18 protein-coding genes and 1 pseudogene are annotated in these 21335 nt (G+C 42.6%); 11 read left to right on the forward strand and 8 right to left on the reverse strand.

What is annotated here, in order from left to right:
* Nucleotides 1-51: 51 nt before the first annotated feature.
* The 3 genes from fabB to K370_RS11740 are packed head-to-tail and all read left to right on the forward strand — an operon-like array spanning nt 52 to nt 2428.
* Nucleotides 52-1296: a beta-ketoacyl-ACP synthase I gene (fabB, locus tag K370_RS11730; protein WP_047542157.1), complete on the forward strand. Its 1245-nt coding sequence runs from the start codon at nt 52-54 to the stop codon at nt 1294-1296.
* 33 nt (nt 1297-1329) lie between these two features.
* Nucleotides 1330-1872 carry a DUF1439 domain-containing protein gene (locus tag K370_RS11735; protein ID WP_235272755.1) on the forward strand — a complete coding sequence of 181 codons (543 nt, stop codon included), beginning with the start codon at nt 1330-1332 and terminating at the stop codon, nt 1870-1872.
* A 19-nt stretch (nt 1873-1891) separates the two neighbouring features.
* Nucleotides 1892-2428, forward strand: a complete 537-nt coding sequence (locus K370_RS11740) for a hypothetical protein (protein WP_081977224.1) — start codon at nt 1892-1894, stop codon at nt 2426-2428.
* Nucleotides 2429-2490: 62 nt separating this feature from the next.
* On the opposite strand, the gene K370_RS11745 is transcribed toward K370_RS11740, so the two are convergent.
* Nucleotides 2491-2859, reverse strand: coding sequence for an Mth938-like domain-containing protein (locus K370_RS11745; RefSeq protein WP_047542160.1), 369 nt, complete (start codon nt 2857-2859; stop codon nt 2491-2493).
* A 136-nt stretch (nt 2860-2995) separates the two neighbouring features.
* Between K370_RS11745 and K370_RS11750 the strand changes: the two genes are divergently transcribed.
* The 5 genes from K370_RS11750 (at nt 2996) to K370_RS11770 (ending at nt 8668) form a co-directional block, all read left to right on the forward strand.
* Nucleotides 2996-4255 carry a pyridoxal phosphate-dependent aminotransferase gene (locus tag K370_RS11750; RefSeq protein ID WP_047542162.1) on the forward strand — a complete coding sequence of 420 codons (1260 nt, stop codon included), beginning with the start codon at nt 2996-2998 and terminating at the stop codon, nt 4253-4255.
* Nucleotides 4252-5595 (forward strand): homoserine dehydrogenase, encoded by a 1344-nt coding sequence (locus tag K370_RS11755; RefSeq protein WP_047542165.1) that lies wholly within the window; start codon nt 4252-4254, stop codon nt 5593-5595. The genes K370_RS11750 and K370_RS11755 overlap by 4 nt, the downstream gene beginning before the upstream one ends.
* Before the next feature lie 53 nt (nt 5596-5648).
* On the forward strand, nt 5649-7070 hold the full coding sequence (thrC, locus tag K370_RS11760; protein ID WP_047542167.1) for a threonine synthase: 1422 nt from the start codon (nt 5649-5651) through the stop codon (nt 7068-7070).
* A 47-nt stretch (nt 7071-7117) separates the two neighbouring features.
* Entirely contained in the window at nt 7118-7939 is an 822-nt protein-coding gene (locus K370_RS11765; protein ID WP_047542169.1) for a thymidylate synthase, read from the forward strand.
* A gap of 201 nt (nt 7940-8140) precedes the next feature.
* Nucleotides 8141-8668 (forward strand): PepSY domain-containing protein, encoded by a 528-nt coding sequence (locus K370_RS11770; RefSeq protein ID WP_047542171.1) that lies wholly within the window; start codon nt 8141-8143, stop codon nt 8666-8668.
* 333 nt (nt 8669-9001) lie between these two features.
* Here K370_RS11770 and K370_RS11775 read toward each other — a convergent pair whose 3' ends face one another.
* Complete coding sequence (locus K370_RS11775; protein ID WP_047542174.1) at nt 9002-10510, reverse strand: PLP-dependent aminotransferase family protein; 1509 nt, start codon at nt 10508-10510, stop codon at nt 9002-9004.
* A gap of 403 nt (nt 10511-10913) precedes the next feature.
* Here K370_RS11775 and K370_RS11780 point away from each other — a divergent pair, with 403 nt between their 5' ends.
* Nucleotides 10914-12785, forward strand: a complete 1872-nt coding sequence (locus tag K370_RS11780; protein ID WP_047542176.1) for a PQQ-dependent dehydrogenase, methanol/ethanol family — start codon at nt 10914-10916, stop codon at nt 12783-12785.
* 129 nt (nt 12786-12914) lie between these two features.
* Nucleotides 12915-13397, forward strand: coding sequence for a dihydrofolate reductase (locus K370_RS11785; protein ID WP_047542178.1), 483 nt, complete (start codon nt 12915-12917; stop codon nt 13395-13397).
* A gap of 39 nt (nt 13398-13436) precedes the next feature.
* On the opposite strand, the gene K370_RS11790 is transcribed toward K370_RS11785, so the two are convergent.
* From K370_RS11790 to gnd, 4 genes are all read right to left on the reverse strand, one after another.
* Complete coding sequence (locus K370_RS11790; RefSeq protein ID WP_047542180.1) at nt 13437-15677, reverse strand: arginine/lysine/ornithine decarboxylase; 2241 nt, start codon at nt 15675-15677, stop codon at nt 13437-13439.
* An 89-nt stretch (nt 15678-15766) separates the two neighbouring features.
* Nucleotides 15767-16342, reverse strand: coding sequence for a dCTP deaminase (gene dcd / locus K370_RS11795; protein ID WP_047542182.1), 576 nt, complete (start codon nt 16340-16342; stop codon nt 15767-15769).
* 136 nt (nt 16343-16478) lie between these two features.
* Nucleotides 16479-17978 carry a glucose-6-phosphate dehydrogenase gene (gene zwf / locus K370_RS11800; RefSeq protein ID WP_047542184.1) on the reverse strand — a complete coding sequence of 500 codons (1500 nt, stop codon included), beginning with the start codon at nt 17976-17978 and terminating at the stop codon, nt 16479-16481.
* A 165-nt stretch (nt 17979-18143) separates the two neighbouring features.
* Nucleotides 18144-19049, reverse strand: coding sequence for a phosphogluconate dehydrogenase (NAD(+)-dependent, decarboxylating) (gene gnd / locus K370_RS11805; RefSeq protein WP_047538584.1), 906 nt, complete (start codon nt 19047-19049; stop codon nt 18144-18146).
* 256 nt (nt 19050-19305) lie between these two features.
* On the opposite strand from gnd, the gene pgl reads away from it, so the two are divergent.
* Entirely contained in the window at nt 19306-20010 is a 705-nt protein-coding gene (gene pgl / locus K370_RS11810) for a 6-phosphogluconolactonase (protein ID WP_047538581.1), read from the forward strand.
* 51 nt (nt 20011-20061) lie between these two features.
* On the opposite strand, the gene K370_RS11815 is transcribed toward pgl, so the two are convergent.
* Nucleotides 20062-20673: a DUF1294 domain-containing protein gene (locus K370_RS11815; RefSeq protein WP_047538578.1), complete on the reverse strand. Its 612-nt coding sequence runs from the start codon at nt 20671-20673 to the stop codon at nt 20062-20064.
* A gap of 8 nt (nt 20674-20681) precedes the next feature.
* A pseudogene (locus K370_RS11820) lies at nt 20682-21335 on the reverse strand (P-loop NTPase).

Genomic DNA, 21335 nt, shown 5'->3' on the forward strand with positions numbered 1-21335 from the left:
TTTGTTCATGTTTGGTATAAAGAATAAAGTAAACTTTGGAGGGAGCACGCAATGCGTCGTGTCGTAATCACTGGGTTGGGCATCGTGTCTAGCCTTGGTAACAACAAATCAGAAGTAAAAGAAAGCTTATTTACAGGAAAATCTGGCATTAGTTTTCAACCGGAATATGCAGAGCGCGGTTTGCGTTCGCAGGTTGCTGGCAGCATCAAAAACCTGGATATTGAAGCATTAATTGATCGTAAATTACTGCGCTTTATGGCAAAAGGTCATGCTTATGCTTGGATTGCGTTGCAGGAAGCAATTGCTGATGCCAAGCTAGCTGAAGATCAGGTTTCGAATGTGCGTACTGGCATTATTGTTGGCGGCGGCGGGCCATCCACTGAAAGCATTGAGCAAAGTAATGCAGTGTTAGCAGAGAAAGGTATTCGCCGGGTTGGCCCTTACATGGTGACTAAGGCTATGTGCAGCGGCATTGTGGCGACTTTAGCTACAGGCGCTAAGATCAAGGGTGTTAACTACGGCATCAGTTCAGCCTGTTCCACTAGTGCACACTGTATCGGTGCGGGCGTTGAGCAAATTCAATTAGGGAAACAAGACATTGTATTTGCTGGCGGCGGTGAAGAGGAACATTGGAGCTTGTCCTACCTGTTTGATGCTATGGGTGCGATGTCCAGCAAGTACAATGAAAGCCCTGAAAAAGCCAGCCGTACTTATGATGCGAATCGTGACGGTTTTGTGATTTCTGGTGGTGGCGGCATTGTGGTGCTTGAGGAGTATGAGCATGCCAAAGCACGTGGTGCAAAAATCTATGCTGAAGTGATTGGCTATGGTGCGACATCGGATGGCTATGACATGGTAGCGCCGAGCGGCGAGGGCGCGGAGCGCTGTATGAAGTTGGCGTTAACCGACCATGATGGCAATAAAATTGACCATGTCGATTACATCAACACGCATGGTACGAGTACGCCTGTTGGTGATACTAAAGAGTTGGAAGCGATTCATACTGTGTTCAGTAGCGGCGAATATGGTGAATTGCCTGCGATTGCATCAACCAAATCACTTTCTGGTCACGCATTGGGTGCGGCTGGTGTGAATGAAGCGATTTATACCTTGATTATGATGGAAAATAACTTCATTGCAGCATCAGCCAATATCGAAACGCTTGACCCTGCGGCAGTTGGTTTGCCGATTGCGACAAAGCGGATTGATGACATTAAAATCACCACGGCTTTATCGAATAGTTTTGGCTTTGGCGGTACCAACGCTACGCTTACTTTATCAACCAAGAACTTGTAAGTTAAGTGATTAATTAAGCCAATTTTAATATTGATGATGAAATATTCGGTTGTCATTCTATTTTTATTGGCTTTTTTATCCGGTTGCGCAGCACTCGGCGACCGCACAGTGAATGTGACTGAAGCGCAAATTCAGCAAAAACTTAACGAAAAATTGGCAGTGCCGATTCAGTTGCTCAAGATTTTTGATGTGAATTTAAGCAACTCTGTCGTGAAGTTTGACCAAAGCACAGGCCGAATGCAAACCACCTTGGACACAGTGTTTAACAGCCCCTTGCTGGATAAAAGTGTCGCTGGCAAGTTGGGTATCTCGGGTAAGCTACGTTTTGATGCGGCAAGCCAGTCAGTCGTATTGGATGAGCCGAAGATTGATCAATTTACCGTTGATGGTGCCGACAGTAAACATAATGAAATAATCAACGCGTTGACCAAAACACTTGGCGCAGAAATGTTGAGTGGCATCACACTGTATACGGTTAAGCCGGAAGATTTACAATTTGGTGGAACGACTTACAGCCCCCAAGATATGCAGATTACCGATAAAGGCTTGCAGCTTACATTAACCCCGCAACGCTAATGGTTGATTTACAAACACTGTGCAACTGATTGTTTACTTACTTGCTATTTTTGTGGTCTTAACTCCGATTGGCACAGATGCTGCAACTAAAACCACTACAATTAAAAAAAACAGCAAATTCAAGTCTAAAAAAACGACGCAAGTAGTTCCATCATATGTGATTGAAATTGGCTACCCTAGCGTTACAGTAGCGATCAATGACATTAAAGAGCGCAAGGATGTTGTTATCAAGCCAAATGCTAAACCGTTTGGATGGCAACACAGAAGCGGCCCTTGGTACGTGGTGAATGAAGGACCCAATATTGAATGGGCATTTACCGAAGGTGGGCATTATGCACACCCAAGCGTGATTAAACGGATAATAGATGTTGGTTCGTCAAATCATGTGGACGTGGATATGGCTTTTAGGTGTGGTGCAGCGAACAGTGCAGATTGCGATAAACTATTGACGGAATTCAAAGAGGTTAAAGCGCTAATCAGCAAGGTGTATCAAAAAAAATTCATTAAAACTGCAGATGGCGTTCCCGTTTGGATCGGGGTCGATAACTTAGAGTAAATAAGCACTTATCATTCATAGTGCACATCGTAGGTCAATGTTCTGTGCGCTCAATGTGTGGTTTAAATCAATAATGCAGCCGCCACGTTGCGGCCTTCGCTCATTAGAATATTATACGTCCTACACGCTGCCGCTGTGGTCATGCACTCGATTGGAATATTATTCTCTGTCAAATTTTGCGTTATTTTAGGATGTAAAAATTGATGTTTCGACCCTGTGCCAAGTAACACAACTTCAGGGTTCAATTGAACTATATCAACAAAATGTGCCGCTGTTAAATCCGAAAAACTGGTGGCATTCCAATTTAAAATCAACTCATTCGCCAGCACGATAAGATTTTGTGCATAGCGTTTTTTGTTGATTTCAATAAAATCTTCACTGTATCCGGTGATTAAGTTGTTATTTTCAGCGCTGGTTAAATGTAATTTCATGCTGCTATTTTAGCGCGGTCTTTGATTGAAGAAAAACCTTATTCTAAGGTAAACTTATGGTTGTAGCTTAATACCTTTTTAACTCCAATTTTTAACCAAAATCACCTTATTAAAATCACTTAAGAATCATTCATTTATGCAGCCTTTACTCAAATCCAACAAGCTCGCTAACGTTTGCTACGATATTCGTGGTCCGGTGTTGCAGCGAGCGCGTCAAATGGAAGAAGAAGGCCAGCGTATTATTAAGTTGAATATTGGTAATCCAGCCTCTTTTGGCTTTGAAGTGCCAGAAGAAATTCAGCTGGACGTGATTCGCAATATGGGGGATGCAGGCGGTTATACCGACTCAAAGGGTTTATTTGCACCGCGCAAAGCCATTATGCATTACACGCAAAGCAAACATATTGCCAATGTGACGGTAGACGATATCATTATTGGCAATGGCGTTTCTGAGCTGATTGTGATGGCGATGCAAGCCTTGGTGAACAATGGCGACCAAGTATTAGTGCCTATGCCGGATTATCCGTTGTGGACTGCTGCAGTCACATTGGCTGGCGGTACGGCGCGGCATTATCTGTGTGATGAAGCAACAGGCTGGTTGCCAGACCTTAAGGATATTGAAGCGAAAATTACCGCCAATACCCTCGGCATTGTGGTGATTAACCCGAATAATCCAACTGGCGCTTTGTATCCAAAAGAAACCTTGCTAGGCATTATCGAAATCGCGCGTCGTCATGGTTTAGTGGTATTTGCTGATGAAATTTACGATAAGGTTTTATACGATGAAGCCGAGCATATTTCGCTGGCCTCGCTGGCTGAAGATGTATTATTCGTCACGTTTAATGGTCTATCAAAAAACTACCGTACTTGTGGTTATCGTGCTGGCTGGCTAGTGATTTCAGGCGAGAAAAAGCATGCGGCCGATTATATAGAGGGCTTGAATATGCTGGCCTCTATGCGTTTATGTGCCAACGTGCCAGGGCAATTAGCCATACAAACTGCGTTGGGCGGGTATCAAAGCATTGACGATTTAGTGGCGCCTGCAGGCAGGTTATGTAAACAACGCGATCTGGCTTATGAACTCATCACGGCGATTCCCGGTGTTAGCTGCGTAAAACCTAAAGCGGCGATGTACCTATTCCCGAAGCTTGATCCAAAAATGTATCCGATTAAGGACGATCAGCAATTCATTTTAGATTTATTGCTAGAGGAAAAAGTCTTGCTGGTACAGGGCACAGGATTTAATTGGAAAGCGGCAGATCATTTCAGAGTGGTGTTTTTACCTAATGTCGATGATTTAACTGAAGCAATTAAACGTATTGCCAGCTTCTTAGAGCGATATAGAAATAAACATAGCGAAAAATCAGATAAAAAATTAGATGGAGTAACAGTTTGAAGCAATCCGATTTAAAACAGCCAGATTTTAAACATCTGCGCGTAGGGCTTTTGGGCATTGGCACAGTTGGCGGCGGTACTTACAATGTATTAACGCGAAACGCAGCAGAAATTACACGGCGCACTGGTGTGGCGATTAATGTGCTGCAAGTGGCTGATAGAAATATCGACCATGCAAAACAGATTACAGGCGGCAATACACTGTTATCGACGGATGCATTTGCGATTGTTAACAACCCTGAAATTGACGTGGTTGTAGAGCTAATTGGCGGTTATACCTTAAGCAAAGAGTTGGTATTGAAAGCCATTGCCAACGGCAAACACGTTGTGACAGCGAATAAGGCGTTAATCGCATTGCACGGTAATGAGATTTTCGCAGCGGCACAAAAAGCGGGTGTGATTGTTGCGTTTGAGGCGGCTGTAGCGGGCGGCATTCCCATCATCAAGGCTTTGCGCGAAGGTTTAGGCGCAAACCGTATTGAATGGGTTGCGGGTATTATTAATGGCACGACTAACTTTATTCTCAGCGAAATGCGTGAAAAAGGTTTGGCGTTTGCCGATGTATTAGGCGAAGCGCAACGTTTAGGTTATGCCGAAGCCGACCCTACATTTGACGTGGAAGGCATTGATGCCGCGCACAAACTCACGATTATGGCGGCGATTGCCTTTGGCATGCCGATGAAGTTTGAGCAAGCTTATACCGAAGGCATCACTAAATTAGAACAAACCGATATTAAATACGCTGAAGAACTCGGTTATCGCGTGAAATTATTAGGTATTACCAAACAAGCCGAAGGTGGCGTAGAACTTCGCGTGCATCCAACATTGATTCCGGAAAAACGTTTAGTCGCCAATGTAAACGGCGCGATGAACGCCGTGGTTGTGAAGGGCGATGCAGTTGGTCCGACTTTGTATTACGGTGCCGGTGCTGGCGCTGAACCTACAGCTAGTGCTGTAGTGGCCGATTTGATGGATGTGGCGCGTTTAAGTAGCGCCACTGCAGAACAACGCGTGCCTTATTTAGGTTTTCAGGCAGGTCAATTGAATGATTTGCCTATTTTGCCGATTTCAGAAATCAACAGTGCTTACTATTTGCGTCTGCGTGCTTCAGATGAACCTGGTGTGTTGGCCAATGTAACCAAGGTTTTGGCAGAGCGTAATATCTCAATTGATGCTATGTTGCAAAAAGAGCCGGCCGATAATGAAACAGAAGCGGACATTGTCATTTTGACACATGTAACAAAAGAGAAAAATATGGATGCAGGCATTGCTGAAATCGAAGCGCTACCAGCGATAGTCGGAAAATTGGTTAAAATTCGCATGGAAGAGTTGGCGAAATAAGCCTGAAAGTTAGTTAACAGCAAAACCAGTTCAATCATTAAAGTTAATATTCAATGAAATACATTTCTACTCGCGGGCAATCGCCTGCTTTAAGTTTTAGCGAAATCCTATTGGGTGGTTTGGCACCTGATGGCGGTTTGTATTTGCCAGAAACATATCCGCAATTTAGCGATGCGGATTTAACTGCAATGCGCGGCATGAATTACGCAGATTTGGCTTTTGCGATTTTAAGTCGCTTAATTGATGATATTCCGCCTGTAGACCTAAAAGCCATTATCGATAAAACCTATAGGGCGGACGTGTATGGTTTCACGCGTGCTGGCCAAAACGCAGCAGATATTACGCCAACCATTAAGCTCGAAGATAACTTGTATCTATTAAGTCTTTCTAACGGGCCAACATTGGCTTTTAAAGATATGGCAATGCAGTTGCTGGGTAATCTATTTGAATATGCATTGGCTAAAACGGGTGGGACGACCAATATTTTAGGTGCAACTTCTGGCGATACAGGTTCTGCGGCTGAATACGCCATGCGCGGCAAAAAAGGTGTGCGTGTGTTTATGCTATCGCCACATAAAAAAATGAGCCGTTTTCAAACAGCGCAAATGTTTAGTCTGCAAGATGAAAATATCTTTAATATCGCGGTGAATGGTGTATTTGATGATTGCCAAGACATCGTTAAAGCTGTTTCCAATGATGCAGCATTTAAAGAACAATATAAAATTGGCGCAGTAAACTCCATTAACTGGGGTCGCATCGTGGCGCAAGTGGTGTATTACTTTAAAGGCTACTTTGCTGTGACACAAAACAATAGCCAAAAAGTCAGTTTTGCGGTGCCTAGCGGCAATTTTGGCAATGTGTGTGCAGGCCATATTGCGCGCATGATGGGCTTGCCGATTGATAAGCTAGTGGTTGCCACTAATGAAAATGATGTCTTGGATGAGTTCTTTAAAACGGGTATCTATCGTCCACGCGGTTCAGCCAATACGTATCAAACCAGTAGTCCGTCGATGGATATCAGTAAAGCGTCAAACTTTGAGCGCTTTGTATTTGATTTGGTTGGTAAAGATGCAAGCCAAGTGCGCGAGCTATGGGCAAGCGTAGACAAGGGCGGGGCGTTTGATATTAAGCACTTGCTGCCAAAATTAACCGATTATGGTTTTGTATCCGGTAGCAGTAACCACCAAAATAGAATGGCGACCATACGCGAAACCAAAGCCAAATATGATGTGGTGATTGATACGCACACAGCTGATGGCCTTAAAGTAGCATTGGAGTATCGTGAACCGAACACGCCAATGGTTGTGCTGGAAACCGCATTGCCTGCTAAGTTTGAAGATGCTTTAGTTGAAGCGCTAGGTGAAGTGCCGCCACGACCTGATAGTCTTAAGGGAATTGAGCAGTTAGCGCAAAAATTCACCGTGATGGATGCAGATGTTGCTGCAATCAAAGATTTTATTATCAAAAATACCTAGGCCGCCATACCGATACTTGTTGAAATGACACAATTAGTTAGGGCATTATGAAACAGTACACAGACCTTCTACAGCATGTATTAGCACACGGAACCTCGAAAACAGACCGTACAGGTACAGGCACAAAATCGGTATTTGGGTATCAGATGCGTTTTGACTTAAACGCAGGTTTCCCCTTGCTGACCACTAAAAAGGTGCATTTAAAGTCCATTATCTATGAGCTGCTTTGGTTTCTACAAGGCAGTACCAATATTGCGTATCTGAAAGAAAACGGCGTGCGTATCTGGGATGAGTGGGCGGATGAAAATGGTAATTTAGGCCCTGTGTATGGCTATCAATGGCGCAATTGGCCTAAGCCAGACGGCACGCATATTGATCAGATTACACAAGTGGTCAATGCGATTAAAACCAATCCTGACTCACGTAGATTAATTGTTTCTGCTTGGAACGTGGCTGACGTTGCCCAGATGAAACTGCCGCCATGCCATGCGTTCTTTCAGTTTTATGTTGCACCTGCATCGCCAGATGAAGCAGATCAGCGCTCAAAATTAAGTTGCCAACTTTATCAGCGCAGTGCGGATATTTTCCTAGGAGTGCCATTTAATATCGCTTCATATGCTTTATTAACCATGATGGTTGCACAAGTATGCAATTTAAGATTAGGGGACTTTGTGCATACCTTGGGCGATGCACATATTTACACTAATCATATGGAACAAGTTAACGAACAGCTTTCACGCGAAATCCGCGCATTACCGCAAATGCGCATCAACCCAAATGTTAACGACATTTTCTCTTTTAAATTTGAAGACTTCACTTTAGAAAATTACGATCCACATCCTGCGATTAAAGGCTTAGTGGCGGTTTAAAGCATTAGTTGGTTATATGTAGCCGCGAGGAGTGGCTGCATATAACCAAATATGTAAAAAATATGTAAAACATTCAATGGCTTATTGAATTTTCATGTCCATATTTCATATACTGTGCGAGTAAATTATGTACTTGGCACCGCGATTGTAAAATGATGCCGAGACAAATGGTTTCGTTAGTTAATTTTTTGGAGATATAAAATGATACGTTCAATATTAGTTGTGGCAGCAGTAACAGCAATTTTTTCAAATACAGCATCTGCTGGTCATGAAACGATTAAGCCGCATAAAGCAGATAGTTTAGGTAAGTGCGTTAAAGCAGCATTATCTAAGCATGAAGGTAAAATTGTGAAGATGGAGTTTAAATCAGAGAATAAATCTCCAATTTATGAGTTCGATATTGAGTCTGCTGACGGTACCGCATGGGATGTAGAATGCAACGCACAAACAGGCAAAATCACTGAAATCGAAGAGGAAGTGAAGGCGGATGATGCTAGATTTAAAGCACTTGCCAAAGTATCGGAAGCCGATGCAAAAGCGACAGCACTTGCAGCTTTCCCGGGAAAAGTTGTAGAAACAGAGTATGAGCTTGAGTCAGATGGCAAAGCTTCTTATGAGTTTGATATTTTAGAAGCAGATGGCGAAGAAATTAAAGTTGAAGTGGATGCAACAACTGGCAAAATTGTTGAGCACGACTACGAAGTTTATCAAATTGGTCAAGAAGACTAATTTTTGTCAGGCTAGATTGTTGTCAGTATGAAAAAAGGCGCTAATGCGCCTTTTTTCATATCTCGTACAAGTGTGAGTCGCAACAAAAAATCAGTAGGGAGTCTACCCCTTTACCATATACACAACTTTTAAGATTATGTAACGGTAAAGGTCCTAGTGATAGCTCTCCCATCTGAATATAGCTGCAAGTAATGTACCAAAAATGTGAAAATAATAACGTATTGATTAGACGGTACTTTTTATCTTTTTATCAGTGGACTGGTTTATTGGTCGTGTTAAAGCAACCAATATCGGTTGTTAACAACCACCAGTTTTGAACCAATTGTGTTTTATTTAAGCCTGTAAAGTAAGGCGTGATTGGTACAGCAGCGCGTTTTTTAAACGTTTTATACCAATGGTGATTTCTTCGCAATTTAGGTGCGCAAATCCCAATCGTAAGCCTGATACTTGGTGAAACTCTGAAAAACTATTGGGGTCCTGCAGTTTAAGATTTTGTTTTTTAGCATCTTCCAGTAATAAATCCGTGTCAATATAATCAGCCAAATCTAGCCATAAACCTAGACCAGAGTTCGTGGGTGATATCGTGCAAAACTCGGCTAATTCAAGATTAATTAAATTGCAGATATGAATCTTGCGTTCTTGATAGATTTTTAATGATTTGGTCAGATGCCTTTTAATTTCACCGGTATGTAAAAGCTCCGCCACTGCAATTTCTATAGGAGAATTTCCTTGCCTATCAATCATGGTGATATCGCTTGCACAATGCTGAATAACTGCTTCAGATGCAACCATATAGCCTATTCTAAAACCAGGTGCCAAGACCCTTGAAAGTGATCCTATATAAATCACACGACCGTTTCTATCTAAACTGGCCAACGGTAATAACGGTTTATCATCATAATTAAACTCATGCCCACTATCATCTTCAATAATCACAAAGTTATAGCGTTCAGCAAGCATGAGCAGTGCCGCTCTATTTTCCATGGGCATCACAATGCCGGTCGGCATTTGATGGTGTGGCGTGATGTAAATGGCACGCACAGGATGGTTAATACACAGTTTTTCCAGCGCACCTAAATCAATGCCGTTTTGGTTGTGGTTAACAGTTAATAGATTTGCACCGCAGTGTTTAAAAGTTTCACGCACAAAGGGATTGCTTAATTGCTCTATCACAATGCAGTCATCATCTTCAGTCAGTAATCTGGCTGCTAAGAACAGTCCCATTTGGCCGCCGCGTACGATGCAGATATTATCTAAATCCGTATTTAGACCTCTTTCCATATTCAGCATCTGATGAATAGCCTCACGCAAGATTATGCTGCCTCTTGGGTCTGCATAATGCAGTTTGTTATTACGTGTTAATGAGGTGAGGGCGTGTCGCATTGCGCGCGCAAATGGTTGATAAGGCAGCAATCTGGCGTCTGGTAAATCGTCGCTAAAATGAATAAGGTCAGCAGTTTGCTTCTTGTTAACTTGTTCGGATGCTGTCGTGGTCGACATGAGCGCATCTGGAACACGATGTTTTTTTGGAGAAATTCGTATGGATGAAGTTTTGCTGGTTTTAGTAGTTTGATTTACTGTTAAAACCTGTGAAGAAACAAAAGTGCCGCGTTTATTTTCTGTGGTTAACCAGCTTTTAGATATTAATTCATCATAAGCTTGCACTGCAGTTTTGCGATTAATATTTAATTTATTGGATAACTCACGTGTGCCAGGCAAAGCGCTACCTGGTAAAAGGCGTCCGCGTTGGATTTCATCAATAATTTTTTCAGCAATTTGGACATGAATGGGAGTTTGTGAATCGCGCACAATTTCCATATTAAAATTCCATGGCCTTAACATTACATTCCTTATCATTTAGTTTACTTAGGTTAAATAAATAGCTTAAGTAAAAATCAATTAATTTTTTTAACTAAATGGAAACCTAGGCTAAGTCCACCAATAGAATGGTAGCAAAAAACTATTTTTAAGGTGAGTGATTTATAGCTGGACCATTGAAAAATAATCAATCAGGCGGATTAAAACAAGTGTTTTTTTCGATACAGTTACATTCGCTTAACAAATTGAAACAACTTTATTTGAAGCTTGCCGGCATTTAATAATGTCGAGTCCTTTAAATAAGGTTTTTAAGACATTGGTCACCTTATACAAGATACCAGTTTTACATGAGCTAAAGCGCAGTTTGTCATCATAGTTCTATTGTGGTGAGTAAACTCAATTGAATTTAATTTTTGGAGATATTACGATGTTTAATAAAAAACGTGTAATGGGTGTTGCAGCAAGCGTAGCATTGGCGATGCCAATGGTAGCCCTTGCAGCAGCAGATCAAGAAGCGGCAATGAAGGACGCGAACAACTGGGTACACCCACGTGGCCAACACAACAACCAAGGCTACAGCACATTATCTCAAATCAACAAAGGTAACGTAAAAAACCTTAAAGCTGCCTGGACATTCGCAACCGGTGTAAACCGTGGTCACGAAGGCTCACCAGTGGTTGTTGGTAACATGATGTATCTACATACAGCATTCCCAAACAACGTATACGCATTAGATTTAAACGATAACCAAAAAATCGTTTGGTCATATTTCCCAAAACAAGACCCATCAGTACAAGCTGTACTATGTTGCGATAACGTTTCACGTGGCTTAGGCTACGGTGACGGCAAAATCTATCTACAACAAAACGATGGTAACTTGGTTGCTTTAGACGCTAAAACAGGCGCTAAAGTATGGTCAGTATTAGTGAACGATCCAAAAGTTGGCGCGACAAACACTAACGCACCACACGTGATTAAAGACAAAGTATTAACCGGTTGTTCAGGTGCTGAATTCGGCGTACGTTGCTTCTTAGCTGCTTACAACCTAAAAGACGGTTCATTGGCATGGAAAGCCTACTCAACAGGCCCAGATGCTGAAATGTTGATCGGTGCAGACTTCAATAAAGAAAACCCACAATACAGCGCATTGTCAGTTTACCAAGACGTAAACGGCGGCAACAAACAAGGCGGTTCTTTCAAAGCAGTGCCTAACGACCAATTGAAAATTGGCGAAAAAGAACTAGGTACACGCACATGGTTGAAACCACAAGCCGTTAAAGATGGCTGGCAACATGGTGGTGGTTCTACATGGGGCTGGTGGCCGTATGATGCACGTACTAATCTAGTATATTACGGAACAGGTAACCCATCCGTATGGAACCCAGATGTCCGTCCAGGCGACAACAAATGGTCTATGACTGTATTCGCACGTGACTTAGACACAGGCGTTGCAAAATGGGGCATGCAAATGACACCACATGACGAGTGGGATTACGACGGTATTAACGAAGTGATCTTGTTCGACAAAGGTGGTAAAACATACGCATGGCACCATGACCGTAACGGTTTTGCGTACACATGGTTAGCCAGCAACGGTACATTGGTTGCAGCTGAAAAAGTGCACCCATTCGTTAACTGGGCATCAAGTGTTGATTTGAAAACAGGCGTACCACATAAAGACGCTAAATACTCAACTCACCAAGACTACAATGCTAAAGGCATCTGCCCGGCTGCATTAGGTACGAAGGACCAACAACCAGCGGCTTACTCACCAAAAACTGGCTTAGTCTATTCTCCATTGAACCACGTATGTATGACATACGAGCCAGTAGAGTCTAAATACGTTGCTGGTCAACCATGGGTTGGTGCGACATTAACCATGTTTGCTGGTCCTGACGGCGTGATGGGTGGCTTTGCTGCTTACAACCCAATGACCAACAAAAAAGTTTGGTACAACAAAGAGAAATTCTCTGCTTGGGGCGGTGCTTTAACGACTGCAACAGACCTAGTGTTCTACGGCACACTAGACCGTTGGTTAAAAGCGGTTGACGCACAATCAGGTAAAGAACTCTGGAAATTCCAAGTGGGTTCTGGCGTGATTGGTAACTCATTCACATACGGTCAAAAAGGCAAACAATACGTGGGTGTATTCTCAGGTATCGGTGGCTGGGCTGGTGTGGCGATGAACCTTGGTATGACTAGCGACACCGACGCACTGGGTGCTGCTGGTGGTTATAAAGAGTTAACTAAATACAACGCTGCTCCTGGCGGCGGCGGATTAACAGTATTCTCACTATAATTAATCGGAAGATTAGTTGTAACTGAATACACGTTAACAAGTTAGTTAATGTCTTAAAGAAACACCCTGCTTAGGCAGGGTGTTTTGCTTTGGTCGCATCACTCCTGTTTGATTCAGTATAATAAGCGCATGAAAAATTTATCCATTATCGTGGCGGTGGCAGAAAATAACGTCATCGGTATCAACAATACTTTGCCTTGGCATTTGCCAGAAGATTTGAAGCGTTTTAGAGCCTTAACTACAGGGCACCATATCATCATGGGTCGTAAAACCTATGAGTCGCTGGGACGTTTATTGCCAGGCCGCACAACGGTCATTGTTACGCGCAATAAAAATTATCATGTAGAAGGTGCATTAATCGCTGATTCGCTAGAATCTGCCCTTGCTTTATGCAAAGAAGATGGCGAACCATTTTTAATTGGTGGGGCAGAGCTATACCAAGCAGGAATAGCGCTTGCCAATAAACTATATCTCACCAAAGTAAATGTAAGCGTAGACGGTGATGCATTCTTTGCAGATATTAATGCAAGCGATTGGCATTTAAATGAAAAAAAAGACCACATCGCAGCGAGTGGTCTTGAATACAGTGATTTGATTTACACTAGAATTTAATACACAAAAAATAGTGAGATTAAATTAGGTGAAAATCGTTTATTTTTCTACACAATCCACAAAATAAACTGCTTTTCCGTCTACTATTTCTTTAACCAATCCATGATTGTCAGCCTCAAAACCTGGGAATTTCTCATTAAATTCACGGGCAAATTTTAAGTAATTGACAATGACTTTATTAAATTGCTCACCAGGAATCAATAGCGGAATGCCTGGCGGGTAGGGCGTTAATAACACCGCTGTTACGCGACCTTCCAAGTCGTCTATCGCTACACGCTCAATTTTACGGTGTGCCATTTTAGCGAATGCATCGGTTGGTTTCATTGCTGGCACCATGTCGGATAAATACATTTCAGTGGTTAATTTCGCCACATCATTGGCTCTATAAACAGCATGAATTTTTTCACATAAATCACGCAAGCCCACTTTTTCATAGCGCGGTTGTTTTTGCACGAATTCCGGCAGTACTTTCCATAGCGGCTGATTCTTGTCGTAGTCATCTTTAAATTGCTGTAAAGCCGTCACCATCGTGTTCCAGCGGCCTTTAGTGATGCCGATGGTAAACATGATAAAGAATGAATACAAGCCAGTTTTCTCAACAATCACGCCATGTTCAGCTAAGTATTTAGTGACAATTGCCGCAGGAATACCAAATTTATCGGAAAAGTTACCCTTAATATCCAAACCAGGGGTGATGATGGTCGCTTTGATTGGATCAAGCATGTTAAAACCTTCGGCCAGATTGCCGAAATCGTGCCAAGCGTCGTTGGCTTTTAGCATCCAGGCATCGCGTTCTTCCAAGCCTTCTTCGCTTAAATCGTCTGGACCCCAGACTTTGAACCACCAGTCCGCACCCCATTCTTCGTCTACCTTGCGCATCGCACGGCGGAAATCAAGCGCTTCCATCAGGCTTTCCTCAACTAATGCAGTGCCGCCAGGCGCTTCCATCATGGCGGCGGCTACATCGATACTCGCCACAATAGAATATTGCGGGCTGGTAGAGGTGTGCATCAAGTATGCTTCATTAAAAATGTCGCGATCTAGCTTATTATTTTCGGCATCCTGTACCAAAATTTGGCTGGCCTGGCTTAAGCCTGCCAACAGTTTATGCGTAGATTGCGTTGAAAAGACCATGCTTTCCTTGCAACGTGGGCGACCTTCGCCAATGGCATGATAATCACCGTAAAAATCATGGAATGTTGCATGTGGCAACCAAGCTTCATCGAAATGCAGCGTATCAATCTTGCCATCCAACATGTCTTTGATTTCTTCTACGTTGTACAGCACGCCATCATAAGTCGATTGGGTAATGGTTAACACGCGCGGTTTCGCGTTTTTATCCAATATAAATGGGTTGCGATCGATTTTCTTTTGAATGTTTTCCCATTCAAACTCACTTTTTGGAATTGGCCCAATAATGCCAAAGTGATTACGCGTAGGCATTAAAAAGACGGGAACTGCGCCGGTCATGATAATCGCATGCAGAATCGATTTATGGCAGTTGCGGTCAACCACTACCACATCGCCTGGCGCAACGGTACTGTTCCAAACCATTTTATTACTGGTCGATGTACCATTGGTGACAAAATACAAATGGTCACAGTTATAAATGCGCGCAGCATTGCGCTCAGAAGCCGCAACAGGTCCAGTGTGGTCTAATAATTGGCCTAGCTCGTCCACCGCGTTACACACGTCAGCCCGTAGCATGTTTTCACCAAAGAACTGGTGAAACATTTGTCCAACGGGTGATTTTAAAAATGCGACGCCGCCAGAGTGACCAGGGCAGTGCCATGAATAAGAGCCGTCGGCCGCATATTCTGTTAAAGCTTTAAAAAATGGTGGCGCCAGACTATCTAAATAAGTGCGTGCTTCGCGCAGGATATAGCGCGCCACAAACTCCGGCGTATCCTCATACATATGAATAAAACCGTTAAGTTCGCGCAAGATTTCGTTTGGAATATGGCGCGAGGTGCGTGTTTCACCATGCAGGAAAATGGGGATTTCTTCGTTACGGTAGCGGATTTCATCCACAAACTTACGTAAGTTGTCCAGAGCATCGTGGTTTCCTTCAACAAATTCATTGTCATCAATTGACAAAATAAAGGCAGAAGCACGACTTTGTTGCTGTGCAAATGAGGTTAAATCACCATAACTAGTGACTCCCAGCACTTCAAAACCTTCGGCTTCAATAGCTTTGGCGAGTACGCGAATGCCCAAGCCTGAGGAGTTTTCAGAACGGAAATCTTCATCAATGATGACAACCGGGAAACGAAATTTCATTCAAATTCCTTTAATAAATCTTTGGCTGGAATGGCCTTTAGGCACAGCAATTGGGTGGTAATGCTAAATTACCGTTTTAAATTGTCTATTTAAATTTTGGGCAAAGTCACACCAACTTGCCCTTGGTATTTTCCACCACGGTCTTTGTAGCTGGTTTCGCATATATCATCTGCATCAGCTTCAAAAAACAATACTTGCGCGCAGCCTTCGTTGGCGTAGATTTTTGCTGGTAACGGTGTTGTATTGCTGAACTCTAGTGTCACGTAGCCTTCCCATTCCGGTTCAAACGGCGTGACGTTCACAATAATGCCGCAACGTGCATAGGTCGATTTACCCAAGCAGATGGTTAATACATTACGTGGAATACGGAAATATTCAACTGTGCGGGCAAGCGCGAATGAATTGGGTGGAATGATGCAGTAATCGGCATTCACTTCAACGAACGAATTCGGGTCGAAATTTTTCGGGTCTACAATTGTGCTATTCAAGTTAGTGAACAGTTTAAATTCTTTACTGCAACGAATATCATAACCGTAACTAGATGTGCCATATGACACCATGCGCTGACCTTCAGCATTCATTTTGACTTGATTCGGCTCAAATGGCTCAATCATGCCGTGCTGTTCAGCCATTTTGCGTATCCATTTATCAGATTTTATACTCATATTTGTACTTTAAGCTTTCTGGTCTTGATGCAAAAAATAATGCACTTTTCTAATGCTAATCTAACTAAGATTGCGCATTATAAAGTGCATTACAAGATTGTGTGATAAAAGTTTTTGCTAAAAATCAGTGTGCATTTTAGTTGGGTTTGTCGCCGCCCAATTCAATGCTATAACGCCAAAATTGGTCTTCGGCTTCAAAAATAACTTTTGAGGCTTCTGGGTCACTAGAGCCAGCAGGGTATTGGTGCACAGGCGTTTTATCCGCTGCCCAAGCCTTAACCACTGGATCAACCAGACGCCATTGCGCTTCGGCTTCACTAATATGCAGGTAATTTGAGTTATCGCCTTGCATTAAGTTAAGCAACAAAGCTTCGTAAGCATCAACGGTATCATCTTCTGCTAAACGGTTTGCCGCATCTAATTGAATGGTTCGCGTGTTGATATCCAAACCTGGTACTTTGGCTTGAATTTCCATTTTGATACATTCACGCGGCTGAATACCGATAATTAGCCAGTTTTGATCTTGCTCGTTCACTTGCAACGGCGCTTTTTTAAAGCGGATAGAAATGCGTGTATCGGCTTCATGCAAGCGTTTTGCGGTGCGGATATAAAATGGCACACCTTTCCAGCGTGGGTTATCAATAAACAATTTAAGCGCAGCATAGGTTTCTACCACGCTATCTTTGTTACCCAATTCCTCTAAGTAGCCCGGTACTTTTTCGCCATTGACTTTGCCCGCTGCATATTGCGCACGGAAAGCGTGTTTGTTTAATTCGTCTACTGGAATTGGACGAATTTGTTCTAACACTTTAATCTTGGCATCGCGCACGCCGTCTGGCGTTAAATCTTTTGGCAACTCCATGGCGGTTAAGGCCAAGGTTTGCAGAATATGACTTTGAATCATATCGCGCAATGCACCGGTACTATCATAAAACTGTGTGCGGTCGCCCACGCCCAACATTTCAGTATTGGTGATTTGCACATGATCAATATATTGATTGTTCCAAATTGGTTCCAATATCGTGTTAGTAAAGCGTTGTAACAGAATATTTTGTAGCGCAGATTTACCCAAATAATGGTCAATACGGTAAATTTGGCTTTCTTTTAGGTTTTTAGTCAGGCCAGATTGCAGCTCTTTCGCTGATGCTAAATCGGTACCAAATGGCTTTTCAACCACCACACGGCGCCAGAATTTGTCTTCCTGCGTCAGTCCAACTTTTGCCAATGATTCCACAACCGGTGCGAAATCTACAGGGCGTACGGATAAAAAGTAAGCTAAGTTTTGCGGGAAAATTGCATCATTGCTTAAAGTGTTTTTAAGCTTGATAAATGCATCTGGGTCAGTTGGTGGATTAGCATGATAATAGTTACGCGCAATGAAACGTTCAAATGCTGCTGCGTCATAGCCCTTTTTGAATTTAGCATCCAACATGCTTTTAATATCAGCACGCCATGCTTCCAAAGTCACTTCTTGACGACCAACGGCCAGGATTTTTAAGTCCGCAGGTAAGCGGCCAATAGAATCCAGTCTAAACAATCCAGGGTAAAGTTTTACACGTGCTAAATTGCCGCTTGCGCCAAACAGCACAAGCGTACATGGGTCAATATCGTTACTAGCTGCAAGGGTTTGCGTCATTTCCTAAGCCTTATCTAAAACCTGAATATTTTAATTTAAGTAAAAATTTCGCCATTGCGTCATTCCCGAAAAATGGAAATGACGATGGGTTTATTAAAAAACGTCCAAAAATCATCCTGAAAATAATCTCAAGATACTTAGATAAGGACGTTTATTTAAGTTGATTTAGTTCTTTTTAACTGCGTGGCCGCCAAAAGCATTACGCATTAAAGATAATAATTTGTAGCTGTAACCATCTTTATCTTGGCTTCTGAAACGCGCCTGTAATGCGACTGTCAATACTGGCGCCGCAACGCCTTGCTCAACAGCCTCAACTACTGTCCAGCGACCTTCACCGGAATCAGCAACATATGGAGCGATGCCTTCTAATGACTGATCACCTTTTAACGCTTCAGCAGTCAGATCTAGCAACCAGCTACGTACAACAGAACCATGGCGCCACAGTTCAGTGATTTGAGCCAAATCAAGGTTGAACGCTTCTTTACCTTTGATTAAGTCCAGTCCTTCAGCAAATGCTTGCATCATGCCGTATTCGATACCGTTGTGAATCATTTTGGTAAAATGGCCAGAGCCCACTGGGCCAACGTGCGCCCAACCGCGGTCTGCGTGAGTTAGTGCTTGTGCATAAGGAGCCAATACATCTGCATATTGTTTCTCGCCGCCGTACATCAGGCAGTAGCCATTATCCAAGCCCCATACACCGCCAGAAGTACCACAATCAATAAAGCCAATGCCGTGCTCTGCAAGCATTGCACCGCGACGTTGGCTGTGTTTATAGTTAGAGTTACCGCCATCGACGATAATGTCACCTTTGTTTAATAACGGGATTAAGTCATTGATTTGATTTTCGGTAATTTCGCCAGCTGGCAACATTAGCCAAACGATTTTTTGTCCTTCTAATTTGTTCACGACATCTACAACTGAGTCAGCTGCAATCATGCCTTCTTTTTCTACTAGATTAGAGACGAATTCTTTGTTGAAATCGAAGCCAACGACTTCAATTTTATGACGTAATAAACGTGCAGCCATGTTGCCGCCCATTTTGCCTAAGCCTATCATTGCTAATTTCATGCGATTTTCCTATGGTATGAGGATGATAAAAGCACTCATCTTATGGATGTAGTGCGATCAAATATAGAAAATTTTTTTAAGAATTATCTAATTGAGTTGCGTATAATTATAACAAATTTAGGGGTGCTTCTCAAATGCAGAAGGACTGAATAAATATAATCAAACTTTTAAAAAAAGCAGAGCGATTTTAGGCTGCTTTTTTCTTTTTTAGGTTTAATTCAATTTCAATTTTAAAGTTTCAATTAGGTTGGTTACAATGCAAAATAATTCACTCACAGGCTTAAGTTCTGACACGCGCTGGCATACATTTAACTCACAAGATGCAATTAACCAAGCTGCTGTAAAGCGCATTTTGGCAGCAGCGGAAGAGGCTATTAATAAGCGCGGCAGCTTTTTAGTGGTGTTGGCTGGCGGGAGTACACCTAAAAGTGTGTATCAATTATTAAGCCAGCAATCAGCCGATTGGGCGAACTGGCATATTTATCACAATGATGATCGCTGTTTGCCAGTAGATCATGTAGAGCGCAATAGCAAAATGGCGCGTGATGCCTGGTTAAATCTGGTAGCGATTCCACAAAACCAGATTCATGATATTCCAACTGAATTAGGTAATGTAGAGGGCGCAAAAGCCTATGCAAAAACTTTAAATGGCGTGCGTGCGTTTGATTTGGTCATTTTAGGTTTGGGTGAAGATGGCCACACCGCCAGTTTATTTCCAAATCAGGTTGTCGATAACAGTGCAGATGCTGTACCTGTTTTTGATGCACCAAAACCGCCTGCTGACCGCGTGACCATGAGTCAAAACCGTTTAAATAACACGCATGAAGTGTTGTTTTTAGTCACGGGTAGCGGTAAACAAGAAGCGGTGGATAATTGGCGCAAAGGGGTGAGGATTCCTGCGACTTTGATTGCACCTGAGAATGGTGTGGATGTATATAGTTTTGGTGTAGAGCTCAAGTAGCCTGTTATTCCCGCGGGTGCGGGAATCCATTTTTTAAACACGACAATAAAATTAAACGCCCAGCAGTTTGCTTAGTAATCGACGTGCAGCTGGTGAAGCAATCACAAATAAAATGGCAATATTCATAAGAACAGTTGTCCAGTAGGTGAATTGGAACGATTGCTTAACGGATTTATGCCGAAAAACTCTTTGTGCAAATAGTCCGCCAGGCCAACCGCCGAGAAGACTTAATAATTGGAGCGTCTTTTCAGGAGTTCTTTGTAAATTCTTTTTTGCGGCGCGTTTATCTGTCCAATACAAAATGAATGTGACCAAGCTAGTAATGGCGTAAATGGCCAATATAAACAAGGGTAAAGTATTTAAATACACAGCTAAGCACATTAGCGCTAGAAATATTATGGTGAAGTAAATTGGATAAACACTTTTTCCAATTGTCACAGGTCTGTTATTAATTTCACCTACGTAACGCACTTGTTGGGCGCTTAATCTACCATTCACACCAGTAAGCACTTCGTAAGTAACCAACTCATTACCTATTGGTCTTTTTTTGTTTTGGGTAAAAGATTTTATGTGAATAAAAACATCTTTTCCACCACCATTCGGTGTAATGAAACCAAAGCCTTGATCGTCTTTCCAAGTCGTAATTTTTCCTTGGTAACGCATCTTGCGATTTAAGTATTTTGAATCACAATATTCGGGAATTTACTGCTGTGATCTAGACTGGCATTGGCGATTTTGATCGCCGCTTTACGTGCAATTTCCTTATAGATATTAGCGATTTTTGAATCCGGTGCATTGATGACGGTTGGGTTGCCATTATCAGTTTGCTCGCGGATACTCATATCTAAAGGCAATGAGCCTAGCAAATCTACGTTGTAATCTGCACACATTTTTGCGCCACCACCTGCACCGAAAATGTGTTCTTCATGGCGCAGTTGCTACAGATATGCGTACTCATGTTTTCTACGATACCTAAAAATAGGGATGTTCACTTTTTCGAACATTTTCAAACCTTTACGTGCATCCAACAAGGCAATATCTTGCGGCGTGGTGACGATAATCGCACCTGTAACCGGGATTTTCTGCGCTAAAGTGAGCTGAATATCACCTGTGCCTGGCGGTAAATCAATCACCAGATAATCTAAATCGCGCCATTTGGTGTCACGTAATAATTGCTCCAGCGCGCCTGTTACCATTGGACCGCGCCAAACCATCGGCGTATCGGTATCGACTAAAAATCCAATACTCATGGCTTGTATGCCGTGTGCCAGCATGGGCTCCATGCTTTTGCCGTCCATACTTTCAGGTCGTCCGCTAATGCCCAG

Origin of the sequence: Methylotenera versatilis 7, assembly GCF_000799165.1 — a bacterium.
In the GTDB taxonomy this organism is placed as follows: Bacteria; Pseudomonadota; Gammaproteobacteria; order Burkholderiales; family Methylophilaceae; genus Methylotenera_A; species Methylotenera_A versatilis_A.